The 16,632-nt window shown below is 71.1% G+C and carries 15 protein-coding genes, 1 tRNA gene, 1 pseudogene and 1 riboswitch; of the genes and pseudogenes, 15 read left to right on the top strand and 2 right to left on the bottom strand.

What is annotated here, in order from left to right; all coding sequences use genetic code 11:
• Positions 1 to 122: 122 nt before the first annotated feature.
• A complete protein-coding gene (ndk, locus tag D8M39_RS09535) occupies positions 123 to 536 on the top strand; it encodes a nucleoside-diphosphate kinase (protein ID WP_055083885.1) in 414 nt (137 codons plus the stop codon).
• A gap of 185 nt (positions 537 to 721) precedes the next feature.
• Here ndk and D8M39_RS09530 read toward each other — a convergent pair whose 3' ends face one another.
• A complete protein-coding gene (locus D8M39_RS09530) occupies positions 722 to 1,369 on the bottom strand; it encodes a vitamin K epoxide reductase family protein (RefSeq protein WP_232300257.1) in 648 nt (215 codons plus the stop codon).
• A gap of 445 nt (positions 1,370 to 1,814) precedes the next feature.
• On the opposite strand from D8M39_RS09530, the gene D8M39_RS09525 reads away from it, so the two are divergent.
• The 13 genes from D8M39_RS09525 (at position 1,815) to D8M39_RS09465 (ending at position 15,554) form a co-directional block, all read left to right on the top strand.
• Positions 1,815 to 5,333, top strand: a complete 3,519-nt coding sequence (locus D8M39_RS09525) for an Rne/Rng family ribonuclease (RefSeq protein WP_126874899.1) — start codon at positions 1,815 to 1,817, stop codon at positions 5,331 to 5,333.
• A gap of 87 nt (positions 5,334 to 5,420) precedes the next feature.
• A riboswitch (TPP riboswitch) is annotated at positions 5,421 to 5,516 on the top strand.
• Complete coding sequence (locus D8M39_RS09520; protein ID WP_126874898.1) at positions 5,504 to 7,078, top strand: bifunctional hydroxymethylpyrimidine kinase/phosphomethylpyrimidine kinase; 1,575 nt, start codon at positions 5,504 to 5,506, stop codon at positions 7,076 to 7,078. It overlaps the preceding riboswitch by 13 nt.
• Before the next feature lie 243 nt (positions 7,079 to 7,321).
• Complete coding sequence (rplU, locus tag D8M39_RS09515) at positions 7,322 to 7,633, top strand: 50S ribosomal protein L21 (RefSeq protein WP_055083891.1); 312 nt, start codon at positions 7,322 to 7,324, stop codon at positions 7,631 to 7,633.
• 45 nt (positions 7,634 to 7,678) lie between these two features.
• Entirely contained in the window at positions 7,679 to 7,933 is a 255-nt protein-coding gene (rpmA, locus tag D8M39_RS09510; RefSeq protein ID WP_012398199.1) for a 50S ribosomal protein L27, read from the top strand.
• 152 nt (positions 7,934 to 8,085) lie between these two features.
• Positions 8,086 to 9,696: a GTPase ObgE gene (gene obgE, locus D8M39_RS09505; protein ID WP_055083894.1), complete on the top strand. Its 1,611-nt coding sequence runs from the start codon at positions 8,086 to 8,088 to the stop codon at positions 9,694 to 9,696.
• Positions 9,689 to 10,963: a glutamate 5-kinase gene (gene proB, locus D8M39_RS09500; RefSeq protein WP_232300258.1), complete on the top strand. Its 1,275-nt coding sequence runs from the start codon at positions 9,689 to 9,691 to the stop codon at positions 10,961 to 10,963. Before obgE ends, proB begins: the two co-directional genes overlap by 8 nt.
• Positions 10,964 to 11,070: 107 nt before the next feature.
• Positions 11,071 to 12,366, top strand: a complete 1,296-nt coding sequence (locus tag D8M39_RS09495; protein WP_238694037.1) for a glutamate-5-semialdehyde dehydrogenase — start codon at positions 11,071 to 11,073, stop codon at positions 12,364 to 12,366.
• Positions 12,367 to 12,445: 79 nt separating this feature from the next.
• Complete coding sequence (locus tag D8M39_RS09490; protein ID WP_055083897.1) at positions 12,446 to 12,703, top strand: hypothetical protein; 258 nt, start codon at positions 12,446 to 12,448, stop codon at positions 12,701 to 12,703.
• A 101-nt stretch (positions 12,704 to 12,804) separates the two neighbouring features.
• The gene (gene nadD / locus D8M39_RS09485; protein ID WP_238694039.1) at positions 12,805 to 13,497 is read left to right on the top strand and encodes a nicotinate-nucleotide adenylyltransferase; all 693 of its coding nucleotides are present in this window, start codon (positions 12,805 to 12,807) and stop codon (positions 13,495 to 13,497) included.
• Positions 13,494 to 14,525, top strand: coding sequence for a hypothetical protein (locus tag D8M39_RS09480; protein WP_094394108.1), 1,032 nt, complete (start codon positions 13,494 to 13,496; stop codon positions 14,523 to 14,525). Before nadD ends, D8M39_RS09480 begins: the two co-directional genes overlap by 4 nt.
• Positions 14,526 to 14,559: 34 nt before the next feature.
• Positions 14,560 to 14,964 (top strand): ribosome silencing factor, encoded by a 405-nt coding sequence (gene rsfS, locus D8M39_RS09475; RefSeq protein ID WP_055083901.1) that lies wholly within the window; start codon positions 14,560 to 14,562, stop codon positions 14,962 to 14,964.
• Positions 14,965 to 15,123: 159 nt separating this feature from the next.
• Positions 15,124 to 15,199 (top strand) — tRNA-Ala (locus D8M39_RS09470).
• Positions 15,200 to 15,290: 91 nt separating this feature from the next.
• Entirely contained in the window at positions 15,291 to 15,554 is a 264-nt protein-coding gene (locus tag D8M39_RS09465; protein ID WP_126874896.1) for a hypothetical protein, read from the top strand.
• Between the two features lie 264 nt (positions 15,555 to 15,818).
• On the opposite strand, the pseudogene D8M39_RS13245 reads toward D8M39_RS09465, so the two are convergent.
• A pseudogene (locus D8M39_RS13245) lies at positions 15,819 to 16,460 on the bottom strand (recombinase family protein); the annotation flags it as partial.
• Between D8M39_RS13245 and D8M39_RS12685 the strand changes: the two are divergent.
• On the top strand, positions 16,420 to 16,632 hold a 213-nt coding region (locus tag D8M39_RS12685; RefSeq protein ID WP_162604308.1), incomplete at its 3' end, for a hypothetical protein. The pseudogene D8M39_RS13245 and the gene D8M39_RS12685 sit on opposite strands and share 41 nt — an antisense overlap.

Here is a 16,632-nt window from a genome sequence, read left to right as displayed (position 1 = left end):
GCGGATAGGCTCGCCACAGCACCCGACCACCCGGCACCGACAGCGCCCTGCAGCTGAGAGGCACAGAGCGCGGTGCACCGCAGTGGACTCCCCGCGAGTCCGTGACCAGCAAGGAGATCCTCATGACGCAGCGCACCCTCGTCCTCGTGAAGCCGGACGGTGTCCAGCGCGGACTCACCGGCCAGATCTTGGCCCGCATCGAGGCCAAGGGCTACACCCTGGCCGAGCTCAAGCGCGTGACGGCCACCCGCGAGGTCCTGGAGCAGCACTACGCCGAGCACCAGGGCAAGCCGTTCTTCGAGCCGCTCGTGGAGTTCATGATGTCCGGGCCGGTGGTGGCCGCGGTCGTCGAGGGCGACCGCGTGATCGAGGGCTTCCGCAGCCTCGCCGGCGCCACCGAGCCGACCACGGCCGCCCCGGGCACCATCCGCGGCGACCTCGGGCGCGACTGGGGCGAGAAGGTTCAGAAGAACCTCGTGCACGGCTCCGACTCGCCTGAGTCCGCCGAGCGCGAGATCGGCATCTGGTTCGGCTGACCGGCTCTCACCCGCCGACAGGACGCGGACCCCGGTCCGCAGAGACGACGACGGCGCGCCGCGGCCCCCTGGACATGCTCCGGGAGCTCGCGGCGCGCCGTCGTCGTCCGGTGTCGGGCGTCCAGCGGGGGTGCTCAGGTGGTCAGGGCGCCCAGGTCGAGAGAGCGCTCGGGTGTTCGGGGTGCTCAGCCGAAGATGACCGTGGCGAAGCGCACGGCGATCACGCCGAAGACCACCACCAGGGCGGCGATGCCGCTGAACCACGCCCACGCGGAGAGTCCGGAGTCCATCCCGCGCGGGGAGGAGCCGAGGATCCCGGCCTGGCGCATCCGGGCGGTGGTGTGCGCGAGCAGCAGGGTCTGGGCGCACCACACGATCATGCAGTAGAGGCACAGGGCGTTGATGTGGAAGGTGGTCTGCCACCACAGCCACAGGGTGAACACGGAGCCCGCCGCGGTGCCCAGCCACAGCAGCACCCAGTACCAGCGCGCGTACCGGGCGCCGGCGAGCACCCCCACGGCCACCGCGAGCACCACGGCGTAGGCCACGATGCCGATGAACGGGTTGGGGAAGCCGAAGAGCTCCGCCTGCGGGGTGCGCATCACGGTGCCGCACGAGAGCCACGAGTTGAAGTCGCAGCTCGAGCGGTGGCCCGCGTCCTGGAAGATCGCCAGCCGTTCGGCCACGAGCACGGCGGAGGCGGCGAAGCCCACCACGGAGCACACGACGGCGAGCCACGCCCAGGCGCGGTCCGCCCGGGGAACGGGCACGGGCACGTGGTCCCGGACCGGATCGTGGGGGTGTGCGGCTGGTGCGGGGGATGTTGAGCTCACGCGCCCGATGGTAGACCACCCGCGTGGGGGTCCCCTCGGCGCACCGCCGGTCCCGGGTGGGCAGTGCCCGCCGCCGGGATCACGCCCAGGACGAACGTGTGCGCTGGGCCACGCGGAATGCGCGGTGACGGGGACGACTGTGAGATACTGCAGGTGGTCGGCCCTCAGCCGCACATGAGGACCCGGCCCGGCAGGAGCACCGATCGTCATCGGCGCGGACCCGCGGCTCTCAGAGGATCGAGCGCGTCCGCACCGGTCAAGTCCGCGGTCCCCAGGACCCAGCGGCTCGGGCATCCGCCGGCCCGTGGACGGCGCGCGTGACACACGCCGCGCCCGCGGGTACGAACTCGACTTCCGGCGGCCGCGTGGAGAACACCGGCTCGACCGACCGAGCACACCTCGGGCCCGGGTGCGGGCGGTGCCCCGAGCAGGAGCACAACCACACATGGAATCTGAGCAGGAAAACTCCCAGTCCCCGCTGGAGGCCGCGGCCTCCACCCCCGTTGAACAGGACGCCGCCGCAAGCCCCGAGCCCGCCGCCTCTGTGGCGGACGACGCCGCCGCGGTCGCCGCCGAGCCTTCGGCTCCGGCACCCGAGGGCACCGCGCCGGAGCCCAGCGATGCGGATGACGCCGCCGCTGAGGTTGCCGTCGAGACGGCTTCCGTCGAGGCCACCGAAGGGCGGACCACCGAAACGCAGGCCACCGAGGCGCAGGCCACCGACGAGGAGAGCGCCGCCCCGGCCACGGTCGGCGAGGTCCCCGCGGGGGACACCAAGGCCGCCGCCGCCCTCGGTGCCGCGTCGCAGGAGCCCGCGGCAACGCCCACGGACGCTGGTGCGGCTCAGGGCGAGGCCACGCCGTCGGAGTCCGCGCAGCAGTGTGAGGCGGCCGAGACGGTCGAGGTCGTCGAGAACGTGACCGTCGAGGTCACTGAGGAGGAGTCCGAGGAGGAGACCGAGCCCCCCACGCAGGAAGACTTCGGCGCCTTCGGTCCCGGTGCGTCCCTGATGTTCCACGCCCCGGACCCGGACGAGATCCGCAAGGCCGCCGAGGCGCAGGCCGCCCGCCTGCGCGAGGCCGCCCAGGAGCGCGAGGCGCAGCGGGAGGCCGAGCGTGCCGCCCGCGGCGACCACGAGGACGAGGACGAGTCGGGCAGCGCCTCCAGCAAGCGGCGTCGTCGTCGGCGCCGTGGCGAGGAGGACATGGAGCTCGTGGACGACTCCGACGGCTCCGTGACCCGCGTGCGCGCCCCCCGCGGCGGCTCCGAGGGCACCGGCCCTGACGAGGTCGTGGGCGTCAAGGGCTCCACGCGCCTGGAGGCCAAGCGCCAGCGGCGCCGCGAGTCCCGTCAGTTCGGCCGCAAGCGCCACGTGATCACAGAGGCCGAGTTCCTCGCGCGCCGCGAGTCCGTGGAGCGCACGATGCTCGTGCGCCAGAAGGAGAACCGGATCCAGATCGGCGTGCTGGAGGACGGCATCCTCGCGGAGCACTTCGTCTCCCACACGCAGCAGGACTCCCTGATCGGCAACGTGTACGTGGGCAAGGTGCAGAACGTGCTGCCGTCCATGGAGGCGGCGTTCGTGGACATCGGGCGCGGCCGCAACGCCGTGCTCTACGCCGGTGAGGTGGACTGGGACGCCGCCGAGCTCGGCAAGAAGCCCCGCAAGATCGAGAACGCCCTGAAGTCCGGGGACACCGTCCTCGTGCAGGTCACCAAGGACCCGGTGGGCCACAAGGGTGCCCGCCTGACGAGCCAGGTCTCGCTGCCCGGCCGCTACCTCGTGTACGTGCCCGGTGGTTCCATGACCGGCATCTCCCGCAAGCTGCCGGACGTCGAGCGCCAGCGGCTGAAGAAGATCCTCAAGGACCGGCTGCCCGAGGGCGCGGGCGTGATCGTGCGCACCGCCGCGGAGGGCGCCTCCGAGACCGAGCTGACCAACGACATCAACCGGCTGCGGTCCCAGTGGGAGCAGATCCAGGAGAAGGCGGCGTCCACCAAGACGCTCGCCCCGGAGATGCTCTACGCGGAGCCGGACCTGACCATCAAGACCGTCCGCGACGTCTTCAACGAGGACTTCACCGCCATGGTGGTCGAGGGCGAGCAGGCGTGGGACAACATCGAGGCCTACGTGACCTACGTGGCCCCGGACCTGCTGGACCGGCTGCACCGCTGGACCGAGGACGAGGACCTCTTCGAGCACATGCGCGTGGAGGAGCAGATCCACAAGGCACTGGAGCGCAAGGTGTTCCTGCCCTCCGGCGGCTCCCTGGTGATCGACCGCACCGAGGCCATGACCGTGGTGGACGTCAACACGGGCAAGTTCACGGGCTCCGGCGGCAACCTCGAGGAGACCGTCACCAAGAACAACCTGGAGGCCGCCGAGGAGATCGTGCGCCAGCTGCGGCTGCGGGACATCGGCGGGATCATCGTGGTCGACTTCATCGACATGGTGCTCGAGTCCAACCGCGACCTCGTGCTGCGCCGGCTCGTGGAGTGCCTGGGCCGGGACCGCACCAAGCACCAGGTGGCCGAGGTGACCTCGCTGGGTCTCGTGCAGATGACGCGCAAGCGCATGGGCACCGGGCTGCTCGAGGTCTTCTCGGAGCCGTGCGAGGAGTGCGCGGGACGCGGCGTCGTCGTCCACGACCACCCGCTCAAGGGCCGCTCCAGCGCCGCCCCCGCGGACCACCGCGGCAACCGCAACGAGCGCAAGCGCTCGCGCTCCGGCAAGCCCCAGGGCAACCAGCAGCAGGACCGTTCCCGGTCCCAGAACCGCGGCGGCGGCTCCGAGGAGCAGGAGAACCAGGCCCGCGCCGAGGCCACCCGCGCCGCGCTCGCGAGCATCGCCTCCGCGTCCGCGCACGAGGACGACGACGCCGCGCAGCACGGTTCCGGTGCCGAGGACACCCAGCAGGGTGGCGGGCAGAACCGGCAGGACTCGGACACGCACGGTACGTCCGAGGCCCACGGCTCCGGGGACACCCACGGGAACTCGGACCACCGTGGCACCTCGGACGGCGAGTCCGAGGGCGGCCGCCGCCGGAAGAAGCGCCGCGGCAAGCGCAGCCGGGGCCGCGGGCCCCAGGGCGAGGAGAACGGCAACCAGCAGGACAGCTCGGCGGATGCCGGGAACTCCTCCGAGGACGCCGACAGCTCCTCCAGCGTGACGATCCACGGCGAGGTCATCGAGCTCCCGCAGGAACAGTCCGGCCAAGACCGCTCCGGCGCGGACGGAGACTCCTCGGAATCGCTCTCGCTGGACTCGCTGACGGCGGCGTTCACGGAGGAGACCTCCGGTGACTCCGCGCCGTCGGGGAAGAACCGCGGCGGATCCGGTGCGCCGGACTCCGAGAACTCCGACGGTTCCGAGGGCAAGGGCTCCGAGGATTCCGGTTCGCGCGGGGGCAACTCCCGCAGCCGCTCGTCCAACAGCCGGGGCGGGTCTCGCCAGGGCAGCCGCCGTGGAGGACGCGACGGCGGGTCCCGTGAGAACACCGGTCGGGACAACGGCGGTCGTGACACTGCCGGCGGCGACACGGCCGACCGGAGCACCGGCGGCCGCGGCAACGGTGCGCAGGAGAGCGGCGCCGACAAGGGCAATCGTCGGAACGCGGACGCGAAGGCCTCGGCGGCCACCGCACCCTCCGGCGGCCGTTCGGACATCGGCGCCTCGGACAATGGCACCTCGGGCAACCGGACCGCCACCACCGCCCAGCCGACGGCCGAGACGCCGGCGCCGGCGCGGCGTCGTCGTGGCTCGCGCCGAGCGGTGGCACCGGCGGCGGCTCCCGGCACCGCGAGCGTGACCACCCAGGAGTACGAGGCGCAGAAGTCCACCGTCAGCCGCTTCACCGCGGCGGCCACCGGCTCGAAGAAGGCCGTGGCCACGGACGGGCAGCCCACCGTGGTGGGCGTGGGCGTGAAGGCCCAGGACATCACGATGACCCGCAAGGGCGAGTGAGCGCCGCCGCGCCCCACGGGTGCGGGAGGTGACGCGATGCCACAGGGGCGTCCGGAGGGATCCGGGCGCCCCTGTGGCATGATCGGTGGAGCACACACGGGGTGCCGCGCCACGCGGCTGAGAACACACCCGTCGAACCTGATCTAGCTCGCACTAGCGAAGGGAATGTCGTGGCCACCACGCCCGTCTCCAGCACACCCGTCCTCACCGTTCCCCGCGTCCTGTCGATCGCCGGGACGGACCCCACCGGCGGTGCCGGCCACGCCGCGGACCTGAAGTCGATCGCCGCGATGGGCGGCTACGGTCTCAGCGTCGTCACCGCCGTGGTCGCCCAGAACACGCAGGGCGTGCGCAGCGTGCACACCCCTCCCGTCGACGTCCTGCGCGCGCAGCTGGACGCGGTCTCGGACGACGTCGAGCTCGACGCCGTGAAGGTGGGGATGCTCGGCTCCGTGGACGTCATCGAGACGGTCCGGGAGTGGCTCGCGGCCGGTCGCGCCCCCGTGGTCGTGGTCGACCCCGTGATGGTCGCCACCGCGGGCGGGCGGCTGCTGGAGCCCGAGGCGGAGGAGGCTCTGCGCGGCCTCCTGCCAGCCGCGGACCTGATCACCCCGAACCTCCCGGAGCTGGCGGTGCTCGCGGAGCGCCCCGTGGCCACCACGTGGGACGAGGCGCTCGCGCAGGGCCGCACCGTCGCCGATACCTTCGGCACGCGCGTGCTCGTCAAGGGCGGTCACCTGGGCGGCGAGCTCACCCCGGACGCCCTCGTGGTCCCGGGCGTCCACGAGCCGGTGGCCGAGTTCACCGGACTGCGCGTGGTCACCCGCAACACCCACGGCACGGGCTGCTCGCTCTCCTCCGCCGTGGCCACCGTGGTGGCCCGCACGGGGGACTGGGCCGGGGGCATCGGCGCGGCCCGCGCGTGGCTGCGCGGCGCGCTGCGCACAGCGGACACCCTGCACGTGGGCCACGGCAACGGCCCGGTGCACCACATGCACCACGTCCAGGCCCTGGTCACGGACCCGCAGTTCCTGGCCGCGGCCTGCGCCGACGACGACGCCGCCGACGACGACGCGGCAGCGGTCCTGGGCGAGCGGTTCACGGACGCGCTGTGGGCGGACAGCGCCGATATCAGGGAGCAGATCGCGCAGCTGGACTTCGTGCGGGGCCTGGGCGACGGCACCCTGGGGCGCGAGGCGTTCGAGTGGTACCTGGACCAGGACATGCAGTACCTCGAGTACTACTCGCGCGCACTGGCCCTGCTCGCGGCGGCCGCACCGGACGAGGACACCCGGGAGCACTTCGCGTCCGCCTCGGCATCGGTGGTCACCGCGGAGTCCGCCCTGCACCGGGCCCGCCTGGGTGGGCGGGCACCCCACGAGCCGTCCGAGACCACGAGCGCCTACGCGGACTTCCTGCTGGCCCGCACCGGGCAGGACGGCTTCGCCGTGGGAGCGGCGGCCATCCTGCCGTGCTACTGGCTCTACGCGCACGTGGGGACCGAGCTCATGGAGCGTGCCCGCGCGGTGGGGTGGGAAGAGCATCCGTACGCGGACTGGCTCGCCACGTACAGCGATTCGGGGTTCCAGGCGGCCACCGAGACGGTGCGCCGCGCCGTGGACCGTGCGGCCGCCGTGGCCAACCCCGCGACCCGCTCCGCGATGCGGCGTGCGTTCCTGCGGGCGTGCCGGCTCGAACTGGCGTTCTTCGCCCAGACCGCGCGGGGGAGCGGCACGGAGGGGTGATTGGCGTGACTTCCCCGCATCGGGTAGTCTGGGCTGTCGGTGCCGGGCATCGCTGTGCGTCATATCCATGATCCGCACGCGAGGGCGGCACACTCGGGCGAACACCCTGTTCTGATGCGACAGCCACGTGGCACGCGGTCGGTCCTCGACCACCGCAGCGGGCTGACTCGACATTCGCAGCATCCAGGAGTCCGCCCGACCCACACACGCAGTCCATAGATGTCGAGAGAAGTGAGTTCCCAAGTGGTGTACGCGATTGTCCGCGCAGGCGGCCGCCAGGAGAAGGTTTCCGTAGGAGACCTCGTGACCCTTGACCGCGTCGCCGGCGAGGCAGGCAGCACCGTAGAGCTTCCTGCGCTGCTGCTGGTCGATGGGGACAAGGTCACCTCCGACTCCAAGACCCTGGCCGACGTCAAGGTCACGGCCGAGATCATCGAGGACCTGCGCGGTCCCAAGATCTCGATCATGAAGTACAAGAACAAGACCGGCTACAAGAAGCGTCAGGGCTTCCGCGCCGAACTGACCACCGTCAAGATCACCGGCATCAACGCCTGATCCTCCCGGTCCCCGATACATTTTCAACGAAGGTAGGCACACACCATGGCACACAAGAAGGGTGCGAGCTCCACTCGCAACGGCCGTGACTCCAACGCCCAGTACCTGGGCGTGAAGCGCTTCGGCGGCCAGTCCGTCAACGCCGGCGAGATCATCGTCCGCCAGCGCGGAACGCACTTCCACCCCGGCCTGAACATGGGTCGCGGCAAGGACGACACGCTGTTCGCCCTGGCCGCCGGTGTCGTCGAGTTCGGCACCCGCCGTGGCCGCCGCGTGGTCAACATCCAGACCGCCGAGTAGTCAGTTCTTCCGGACCCCAGGGTCCACCCGTCGCCGACTCGTGCGGTGACGACCACTAGAGGGTGGGCGCTCTACGCGCTCACCCTCTAGTCTTTTCACCAGAGACCAACGGGTCCCGCACACGGCGGGCCGCCCAGATCCCGAGGAGCCACGTGGCCAGTTTTGTTGATCGAGTCGTCGTGCACGCCACCGGCGGCAACGGCGGCCACGGCTGCGTGTCCGTCAAGCGCGAGAAGTTCAAGCCCCTGGGCGGACCGGACGGCGGCAACGGGGGTGACGGCGGGTCGGTGATCCTGCGCGTGGACGGGCAGTCCACCACGCTGCTGGGCTTCCACCACGCCCCGCACCAGAAGGCCCCGAACGGCGAGCCCGGCAAGGGGGACATGCGCCACGGCTTCAAGGGCCAGGACCTCGTGCTCTCCGTCCCGGACGGCACCGTGGTCAAGGACCGCGAGGGCAATGTGCTCGCGGACCTGCTGGGGGAGGGCAGCGAGTACGTGCTGGCCGCCGGCGGCATGGGCGGCCGGGGCAACGCGGCGCTGGCCTCGCCCAAGCGCAAGGCACCGGGCTTCGCCCTGCTCGGCACCCCGGGCGAGGAGCAGGAGGTCGAGCTCGAGCTGAAGTCCATCGCGGACATCGCCCTCGTGGGCTTCCCCTCCGCTGGCAAGTCCAGCCTGATCGCCGCCATGAGCGCCGCCCGTCCCAAGATCGCCGACTACCCCTTCACCACGCTCGTCCCCAACCTGGGCGTGGTGCAGGCGGGGGACACCCGCTTCACGGTCGCCGACGTTCCCGGCCTGATCCCCGGCGCGTCCGAGGGCAAGGGCCTGGGCCTGGAGTTCCTGCGCCACGTGGAGCGCTGCGCCGCTCTCGTGCACGTGATCGACTGCGCCACGCTGGAGCCCGGCCGGGACCCCCTCACGGACCTGGACGCCCTGGAGGAGGAGCTCGCCCACTACGCGGAGGCCGTGCGGGACGAGGACCCCACCGCGATCCCGCTCACCGAGCGCCCGCGGCTCGTGGTCCTGAACAAGGTGGACGTGCCGGACGCCCGGGATCTCGCCGACTTCATCCGTCCGGAGCTCGAGCAGCGCGGCTACCCCGTGTTCGAGGTCTCCACCGCCTCCCACGAAGGTCTGAAGGAGCTCGGCTTCGCCATGGCGGCGCTCGTCTCCGAGGCGCGGGAGCAGGAGGAGGAGCGTGCGGAGGAACAGCGCACGGTGACGGTCCTGCAGCCGGAGCCGACGCGACGTCGTCGCGGCCGGGACCGCCAGGAGTTCGTGATCACCCGCGAGGACCGGGCGGAGGAGCCGCTGTACCACGTGCGGGGCGAGAAGCCCGAGCGGTGGGTGCTGCAGACGGACTTCAACAACGACGAGGCCGTGGGCTACCTCGCGGACCGCTTCGCGAAGCTCGGCATCGAGGACGAACTGTTCCGGATCGGCGCGAAGCCCGGCAACGCGGTGCTGATCGGGCCGGAGGAGAACGGCGTGGTCTTCGACTGGGAGCCCACCATGGTGGGCGGCGCCGAGCTGCTCGGCGGTCCCCGCGGCACGGACCTGCGCATGGAGGAGACCTCCCGGCCCACCCGCCGCGAGAAGCGCGAGCAGTTCTACGACCGCATGGACGCCAAGTCCGAGGCGCGCGCCGAGCTCGAGGAGGAGCGCCGCGCCGGGGTCTGGACCGAGTCCGTGGACGAGGCGCGGTCCCGCCGCCGCGAGGGCGGATCCGGCGAGACGAAGGAGTCGGGCGACAGTGAGTGAGCAGCCGCACCGCGAGAAGACCCCCACCGCGACCATCGACGTCTCCGCCGTGGAGCAGCAGGCCTCGAAGTCCGCGATCCAGCTCAGTACCGAGAGCCGCGGGAAGAACCGCCGCTCCGCGATCACGAGCCGGGAGCAGCTGCCCAAGGCCCGCCGCGTCGTCGTGAAGGTGGGCTCGTCCTCCCTGACCTCGATCGAGAACTCGATCGACGAGAACGCGCTGCGCGGCATCGTGGACGCCCTGGGGCGGGTCAAGGCGCAGGGCGTGGAGATCGTCTTCGTCTCCTCCGGTGCCATCACGGCCGGGCTGCAGCCGCTGGGGCTCTCCCGGCGGCCCAAGGACCTGTCCACCAAGCAGGCGGCCGCGTCCGTGGGCCAGGGGCTGCTGATCTCCCGGTACACCGAGTACTTCGCGCGCTACCACGTGACCGTGGGGCAGGTGCTGCTCACGGCAGAGGACCTGATGCGCCACTCCCAGTACAAGAACGCGCACCGTCAGATTGAGCGGCTGCTGGACCTGGGGATCCTGCCGATCGTCAACGAGAACGACGCCGTGGCCACCCACGAGATCAAGTTCGGCGACAACGACAGGATCGCCGCGCTCGTGGCGCACCTGATCAAGGCGGACGCGCTCCTGCTGCTCTCGGACGTGGACGCGCTCTACACGAAGCCTCCCCAGGACGGCGGGGAGCGGATCGCCACGGTCACGGACCCGATCACGGACCTCGAGGGTGTGGAGATCGGCACGATCGGCCGTGCCGGGGTGGGCTCCGGCGGCATGGTCACCAAGGTCGAGGCGGCGCGGATCGCGGCGGCGTCCGGCATCCCGGCGCTCGTGACGTCCGCGGCGAACATCGAGCGCGCCCTGGCGGGGGAGGACGTGGGGACCTGGTTCTCCACCACGGGCGGGCGCCGCAACGTGCGGCTGCTGTGGCTCGCCCACCTCGCGGACATCAAGGGCACCCTGACCCTCGACGACGGCGCCGTGGACGCGATCCTCGGCCGCCGGTCCCTGCTCGCGGCGGGTGTCACGGCCGTGAGTGGCACCTTCACGGCGGGGGACCCGGTGTCCATGGTGGACTCCGAGGGCAACGAGGTGGGCCACGGGCTCGTCAACTACGGCTCGGACGAGATCCCCGGGATGCTCGGCAAGCGCACCGACGAGCTCGGGGAGGAGTTCGGCGAGGACTACGCCCGCGAGCTCGTGCACGTGGACAACCTCGTGAACCTGCGCCGCCGCTCCGTCCGTACGAAGCTCAAGCCGTAGGCGCGGCGCCCACCGCACCCGTTCGACACGCTCGACGAGCCGACGGCACGACGTCGTCCAGCTCCCCAGGAATCCCTCGACAAGCAGGAGGAACAGTGGCCGAGGACATGTCAGTGCTGACCGCGCAGGAGACCTTCGGGGACGACCCCGTGACGGGCGTGGGCCTGATGGCCGACGACGCCCGCACCGCCGCCCGAGCGCTCGCCCGGGCGCCGCGCGCGTGGAAGGACCGCGCCCTGAACCTGATGGCCGAGCGGATCGAGTCCCGCCGGGACCGCATCCTGGAGGCCAACGCGCGCGACCTGGAGCGCGGACGCCAGGAGGGCACCTCCGCCGCGCTGCTGGACCGGCTGAAGCTGGACCCCGCGCGGATCAGGGGACTCGCGGACGCCCTGCGCGAGCTCGCCGCGCTGCCGGATCCCGTGGGATCCGTGGTGCGGGGGCAGACGCTGGCCAACGGGCTGCGGATGCGGCAGATTCGGGTGCCCATGGGCGTCGTCGGCGTGATCTACGAGGCGCGGCCCAACGTGACCGTGGACATCGCCGGGATCGCCGTGAAGTCCGGCAACGCCGTGCTGCTGCGCGGCGGCTCGGCGGCCTTCGACTCCAACCGCGCGCTCGTGGGTGTGCTGCGGGACGCGCTGGCGGACGCCAAGCTGCCCGTGGACTGCGTACAGACCGTGGACGACTACGGCCGCGAGGGCGCCAACGCGCTGATGGGTGCGCGCGGCAAGGTGGACGTGCTCATTCCCCGCGGCGGCCGCGGCCTGATCCAGTCCGTGGTCACCAACGCCACCGTGCCCGTGATCGAGACGGGCGAGGGCAACGTGCACGTGTTCGTGGACGAGTCCGCCCCCGCGGAGATGGCCGTGAAGGTGGTGGTGAACTCCAAGACCCACCGCACCTCCACGTGCAACTCCGCCGAGACGCTGCTGCTGCACAGCGGCGCCCCGGAGGCCTCCCGTGAGGTGCTGGCCGCGCTCGACAAGGCCGGGGTCACGCTGCACGTGGACGACCGCGCCGCGGCCCTGCTGCCCCCGGGCTCGAACCATCTGAAGGCCACCGAGGAGGACTGGGCCACCGAGTACCTGGACAAGGACATGGCCGTGAAGGTCGTGGACGGGCTGGGGGAGGCGCTCGAGCACATCCGGCGCTACTCCACGGGCCACACCGAGGCCATCGTGACCAACGATCTCGCCAACGCCGAGCGCTTCACCGCCGAGGTGGACTCCGCGGCCGTGCTGGTCAACGCGTCCACCCGCTTCACGGACGGTGGGCAGCTGGGGCTCGGGGCGGAGATCGGGATCTCCACGCAGAAGATGCACGCACGGGGGCCCATGGGCCTGGAGGAGCTGACCACCACCAAGTGGGTCGTCCAGGGTGACGGCCACGTGCGCAACTGAGACGTACCATGGAACGGACGTCCCCCGGGAGGTCCGTCACCGCCACAGACCGGCCCCGCCGGCACGAGAAGGGAAACGCATGAGCTCGCTGCACCTGCTGTCCACCGCCACCGTCCTCGCCGCCGAGGAGGGGCACTCCGTCAACGAGAGCCTCCACGCGATGGCCCCGGTCTTCGGCGGCATTGCTTTCGTGCTGTTCATCGTCATGCTGATGGCGGCCATGTCCTTCTCCTCCCGCGGCACCGCGCCGGAGATCGGGGAGTACGAGGACCCGTCCCAGCTGCCCGCGGACGAGCGGGCCATGCTGGCCGGCGTCGGCGAACCCGTCCGCCACTGATCGACCGATCGGCCCGCGTGAACGCCCCCGCCCCCTCGGTGACGCCCCCTGACGACCTGAAGATCCCCCCGCGCACACCCGGCCGGCTCCGGCTGGGCGTGATGGGCGGCACCTTCGACCCGATCCACCACGGTCACCTGGTGGCGGCGTCCGAGGTGACCTCCGTCTTCGACCTCGACGAGGTGGTCTTCGTGCCCACGGGCGAGCCGTGGCAGAAGGCCGGTCAGGACGTCTCCGACGCCGAGCACCGCTACCTCATGACTGTGGTGGCCACGGCGTCGAACCCGCGGTTCACGGTGTCCCGCGTGGACATCGACCGCAACGGGCCCACCTACACGATCGACACCCTGCGGGACCTGCACCGGCTGCGCCCGGACGCCGAGCTGTTCTTCATCACCGGCGCGGACGCCATGGCGGAGATCATCACCTGGAAGGGCGCGGCGGAGCTGTGGCGCCTCGCCCGTTTCGTGGGCGTCACCCGCCCGGGCCACGTCCTCTCGGCTCCCGTGGGCTCGGAGAGCGTGTCCCTGCTCAACGTGCCCGCCATGGCCATCTCCTCCACGGACTGCCGGGCCCGCGTGGCCGCCGGCAAGCCCGTGTGGTACCTCGTCCCGGACGGCGTGGTGCAGTACATCAACAAGTACGGGCTCTACCGGAACTCCGGGCGCGCGGACGCGGGCGCGTCCTCCGCCGGTTCCGCGCAGCCGCCCGCCGCGGAGGACATCTCCTCACCGGCGTCCGCCCCCACGGAGTCCACCGAGACCCCCCACTCGGCACACAGGAGCACCGCGTGAGCACACCCCCCGAGAAGAACGACGGCCCCGGCACCCCGCAGAACTGCCCCTGGGCCACCCATCCCGCCACGGGCGAGCACGAACGGCTCGCCCCGCCCGCGCCCATGATCGAGCTGGACTCGCCCGTGTCCTCCGAGCCGGTCAAGCCGCTGGGTCCCCGCCGGCTCGCGCGCCTGCAGCGCGAGATGGCCGAGCACGCGCGGGAGATCCAGGACGCCGAGCGCGCCAACCGGAGCACGGGGGTCGACGACGCCCTGCTCGCCAAACAGCAGCGGCTCGCGGACCTCGCGGTCCGGGCCGCGGCGGCAAACCAGCAGGACCGTGATGCCGCCCAGCGCGCGCTGGCGCAGAGCGGAGACGCCGGTAGCCCTGAAGCTTCCGGGTCTGAAGCCTCCGGAGCTGCGGCTCCCGGGGCCGTGGTTCCCGGGACGGCGACGCCGCGCGCCGGGGCTCCTCGCGGTACGGATCCCGCAACCGGGGCGCTGGTCGACGCTGCCCCGGATGCCGCGGCGACGTCGTGGCCCGCAAGTCCCGTGGACTACGGGCCGGGCCCGGCCACCACCCAGATCCCCATCTACACCGCACCGGAACGACGGGCGACCGCGTCAGCCGGGCCCGGACCGGCCTCGGACGCGGAGTCTCCTGTGTCCCAGGCACGGCCGTCCTCGGAGGGGGAGCGCGCTCCCACGCTGGCCACTTCCGATCACGACGGTACGCGGGCTGCGGCGGGCACCAGCGCCGCGTCCGGCAGCGATGCCGACACCGCCCCCGGGAGCACGGCGAGTGCAAGGACAGCGGGCGAGAACACGGCGGGGGAGCGCGCGCCCGGTGACGCGGCGTCGTCGTCGGTCGAGGACTCCCACCACGCCCCTCCCGGCCGGCCCGTCCGCGCCGTGGACGCCGAGGGCCTCGAGCTGCTGGAGCCCGGCGCGTACAAGAGCCGCGGCGGCTGGATGCGGTGGCTGCTGGTGCTGCTGCTCCTGGTGGTCGCGGCACTGGCCGTGGTCCTGATCATGTTCATCCTGTAAGACACACACCCTTGCGAAAGGACAGCACGCCTCCGTGACTGCAACCACAGAATCCATCGACCTCGTCCGCACCGCCGCCCAGGCCGCGGACCAGAAGAAGGCGGAGAACGTCGTGGCCTTCGACGTCAGCGACAGCCTGGCCATCACCGAGGCCTTCCTGGTGGCCTCCGCCCCCAATGACCGCCAGGTGGCCGCCGTGGTGGACGCCGTGGAGGACGCGCTGATCGAGCGCTTCGACCGCCGCCCCCTGCGTCGTGAGGGCAAGGGCGAGGGCCGCTGGGTGCTGCTCGACTACGGCGACGCCGTGATCCACGTGCTGCACGACGAGGACCGCGCGTTCTACGCCCTCGAGCGGCTCTGGGGCGACTCGCCGGCCATCGACGTGCAGCTGCCGGAGGCGCCCGTGACCGCCGATGACGCCGCCTCGCCGGCCGTCTGAACCGGCCACCGCGACAATTTGCGCCTGTCCGTCCTGACTGTTTAGGATGGTCGAGTCGTTCCGGGGAACTGGAAGCGCACAGCACCACAGCGGGTACACGGGAGAGACTCCCGGGTGAACGCGTGCGGGCCGGGCGTGGTAAAGTTTTCCGAGTCGCACGGGGCTATGGCGCAGCTGGTAGCGCACCTGCATGGCATGCAGGGGGTCAGGGGTTCGAGTCCCCTTAGCTCCACCAAAAGTGACATTTTCGAACCCTGCCCCGCAGACAAGCGGGCAGGGTTCGAAGTGTCTTCGGGGTCGGATGCTTCGGCCTCGGCGATCGGTGCGTGACCAGGGATGACGCAGTCCAACGCTGCCTGGTCGGGCTGGTAGCGGACGGTCTCCTCGTCGTCAAGGATGATCTTGTCGAAGAGGGCTCGGTTGAGGATGCGGCGTTCAGCAGGTTCGCACCGCGTGTAGACGTCGCCGAGATCGGTGAGGATGTCGGCGAGCTGGTCGAGGCCCTCACGGGCGTCCTCGTAGCTGGTGGCGAGGTTCTCCAGTCGGTGTTCGATGGCGTCGAGGGTGGTGCGGATGCGCTCTTGCTCTGACTTGAGGAGGTCGAGCGGGATGGCGTCGGCGTAGTGGGCTTGGACGAGCTTGAGTCGCTCGGCGTCGAGTTTCTCCTTCTGGGTGGTCAGGAGTGCACGTTCGTGGTCGGTGGTGGCTTCGAGCTGGTCGAAGACGGCTCCGAGCACTTCGCGGACACGATCGACCTCGGCGGGGGTGAGGCCGTTGGTGCCGTAGGTGGAGTCGATGCGGTCCTCGATGCGGTCGATGAGGATGGCGGACCGCGTGCAGCCGTTCTTCTTGCGGCGCCCGGAGCAGGTGAAGTACTCGTAGGTGATGCCGGACTTGCCGGTGGGGCATTCGATCATCATCTTCGCCCCGCACGAGCAGTAGAGCGTTCCCTTGAGGTAGTGGTCGTGGGTGCGGGGCTTCTCGCCGCGCTGGTTCTTGGCAGCCAGTTCGGTCTGGACCCGTAGCCATGTCTCGGTGTCGACGAGAGAGTCGTGAGCGCCGTCGTAGGTGACGCCGCGGAACATGACGCTGCCTTGGTAGTAGGGGTTGGTGAGGATTTTGTGCAGCGCCTTCGTCGTCACGGGCTTCGACGGGAAGGACGGCGTCGGCCTGGTGGTGAGTCCTCGGGCTTCCAGCTCGGCGGCGAGGGAGGAGAGGGTCCAGTCGCCGGTGGCGTAGGCGGTGAAGGCAAACGTGATGAGGTCGGCCCGCTCGGGATCGACGGTGACGTCTCGGATCTCGTGGCCCTTCGCGTCGGTGGTGCGCACGTTCAGGTACCCGAGGGGTGCTTTGGCAGGAGTGCCGCCCATGCTGGCCTTCTGGGTCATTCCTTTGAGGACTTCTTGAGCGAGGTTCAGTGAGTAGAACTCGGCCATGGAGGCGAGGATGCCGTGCATGAGCATCCTTGAGGGCGTCTCGTCGATGTTCTCCGTCACGGAGACCAAGCTGATGTTCGCATCCCGAAGCGTCGCGTGGATGATGGGACTGCCGCACGAACAGGTGACAGTTGGGGTGTCAGGCCGCGAGGCTCACGGCGGGGTTCATGATGGTCTCGTATTCGATGGGGGTCAATCGACCCAGACGGGCCTGTCGACGGCGGCGGTGATA

The organism is Kocuria sp. HSID17590, assembly GCF_003989485.1.
Classification (GTDB): domain Bacteria; phylum Actinomycetota; class Actinomycetes; order Actinomycetales; family Micrococcaceae; genus Kocuria; species Kocuria salsicia.
Note: the sequence above shows the minus strand (reverse complement) of the source record. Positions and strands in the feature narration are given on the sequence as shown.

Excerpts from the sequence above, each read along its gene's own strand:
- ndk (WP_055083885.1), top strand. The coding sequence starts at position 123 with ATGACGCAGCGCACCCTCGTCCTCGTGAAGCCGGACGGTGTCCAGCGC.
- D8M39_RS09525 (WP_126874899.1), top strand. The coding sequence starts at position 1,815 with ATGGAATCTGAGCAGGAAAACTCCCAGTCCCCGCTGGAGGCCGCGGCC.
- rpmA (WP_012398199.1), top strand. The coding sequence starts at position 7,679 with ATGGCACACAAGAAGGGTGCGAGCTCCACTCGCAACGGCCGTGACTCC.
- D8M39_RS09495 (WP_238694037.1), top strand. The coding sequence starts at position 11,071 with ATGTCAGTGCTGACCGCGCAGGAGACCTTCGGGGACGACCCCGTGACG.
- D8M39_RS09490 (WP_055083897.1), top strand. The coding sequence starts at position 12,446 with ATGAGCTCGCTGCACCTGCTGTCCACCGCCACCGTCCTCGCCGCCGAG.
- nadD (WP_238694039.1), top strand. The coding sequence starts at position 12,805 with ATGGGCGGCACCTTCGACCCGATCCACCACGGTCACCTGGTGGCGGCG.